The 1,968-nt window shown below is 74.8% G+C and carries 1 protein-coding gene and 1 pseudogene; one reads left to right on the forward strand and one right to left on the reverse strand.

Features of this window, described 5'->3' with window-relative positions:
• Nucleotides 1-96, reverse strand: a pseudogene (locus tag ACFWOG_RS40720) (electron transfer flavoprotein subunit beta); the annotation flags it as partial.
• 439 nt (nucleotides 97-535) lie between these two features.
• On the opposite strand from ACFWOG_RS40720, the gene ACFWOG_RS40725 reads away from it, so the two are divergent.
• On the forward strand, nucleotides 536-1,968 hold a 1,433-nt coding region (locus tag ACFWOG_RS40725), incomplete at its 3' end, for a hypothetical protein (protein ID WP_380364784.1).

Raw genomic sequence — 1,968 nt, forward strand, 5'->3', positions numbered from 1 at the left:
CACGCCCTCCCGGTCGGTGGTGTGATCGTCCGAGAAACGACGGTCACCCGTCGCGTCCGGCACGTGCTTCACACAGACAACGATCCTCAAGCTCATGAGCGGTTCTCCTGGTACGGGTGCACTTGGTACGGGTGCACTGGTCCACGGCCTCAGGTCATGCCGAGGGTACTGAGTGCCAAGTCCGGCGCACCGCGCCCTGCGTGCGGCGCGCGCCACCTGGACCGGCATGCCCTGTCGGCTCTCTTCGACTGGCGTCAGAGGCTCTCCCGAGAGAATACGGCACTCAGTACCCCTCGTAAAGGAACTCAGTACCCTTCGGCCCTCCGGCGGGTCCGGCAGAGGGGCCGCGAACGGCGCCCGCGAGCCGGCGAGCCGCGGGAACGGGCCGGGCGGTGGACCGGGGAAAGGCTGCGCGCAAGGTTTGCGCAAGCACCTGCCAGGACCCGTCATGGAATCCGCCAGACCGCCCGGGCAGACCCTCGTCGGGGCCGCCGAGACCCGGGGCCCCGGACCGGGATCAAGGAGGGGGACCGACATGACCTTGGTGCACGGGGAAGTCCGCCACGGGGAACGGCGGAACGGACAGCAGGGCGGGGAGCGGCCGGGCAACCGGCGGTCGTGGGCCACGCTGACCGACTGCAAGGAGGTGCTGGTGGTCGTGCACTCCATGGTGTACGGCCAGCGGCTGCACGACATCTACCCGCTGCTCGGCGCGGACCTGCGGGTCCACGTCCAGTTCACGGTGGCGCCGCACGCCTTCAACGGGGGTGCGGCGGCACACGTCCGGCGGCTCGGTGGCACGGTGCTGCCGTGGGCGGAGGCCGTCCGGCGGGAGTTCGACCTGGTGCTGGCGGCCGGCTCGCAGGGGCTGGAGCAGTTGCGCGGCCCGCTCGTCCGGCTGCCGCACGGGGCCGGGCACATCAAACTGTCACCCGGGCAGGCAGGGGTGGCAGGCGCGACCGGCCCGGCGGAGGCGACGGGCGGGGGCTCGGCCGGCGAGCGCGCGGTAGGAGGAGACCCGACGGGCGGGGGTGCGGCGGGTACGGAACCGGTGGGCGCCGAGTCCGGGCGGTCCGCTCGAACGGTCGCCGGGCTCGGGCCCGAGTACGTCACCTGGAACGGGCAGCTGGTGCCCACCGCGTACGCGCTCGCCCACCAGGACGACCTCACCGAACTCGGCCGCGGCTGCCCGGAGGCGCTGCCGATCGCCGAGGTGGTCGGCGACGGCTGCTACGACCGGATCGCCGCCGCGCTCCCCGCCCGCGAACGGTACCGGGCGGCGCTCGGGCTGCGGCCCGACGAGCGGCTGGTGGTGGTCTGCTCCACCTGGGGCAGCGGCTCGCTGTTCACCAGGCTGGACGCGGTCCTGCCTCGGCTGGCCGCCGAACTGCCCCGGCACGGCTACCGGACCGCGCTGCTGGTCCACCCCAACGTCGCCGCCCAACACAGCCCCTGGGCCGTGCGCTCCTGGGCGACGGCGACCTCGCGCGGGGCGGTCACCGTGCTCTCGCCCGAGGAGGACTGGCGGCCGCTGCTCGTCTCGGCCGACTTCATCATCGGCGACCACGGCTCCGTCACCCTGTACGGCACGATGACCCGGGCGCCGATCCTGCTCGCCGAGTACCCGCACCGGGACGTCAATCCGCGGTCGCCCGGCGCGCTGCTCGCCCGCACGGCGCCGTCACTCACCCCCGCCCACCCGCTGACCGCCCAGCTCGCGTACGCGGCGGAGCAGTACCGGCCCGAGGAGTACGCCGCCATCGCCGCGCGGATCAGCTCCGAGCCGGGCCGGTTCGACCGGCGGATGCGGCGGCTGCTCTACCGCGTCCTCGGTCTGGGCGAACCCGCCCACGCGCCGGAACCACCGGCGCTGCCCCTTCCCCCGCCCCTGTCGCTCGTGTCGTCCTCGGGGGGCGCGGGGGGGGGGGGGGGCGGCGCCCCCCCCCCCGGGGGCGCGCCCCCCGGGCC

The sequence above is a fragment of the Kitasatospora sp. NPDC058406 genome, from assembly GCF_042722765.1.
Taxonomy (GTDB): domain Bacteria; phylum Actinomycetota; class Actinomycetes; order Streptomycetales; family Streptomycetaceae; genus Kitasatospora.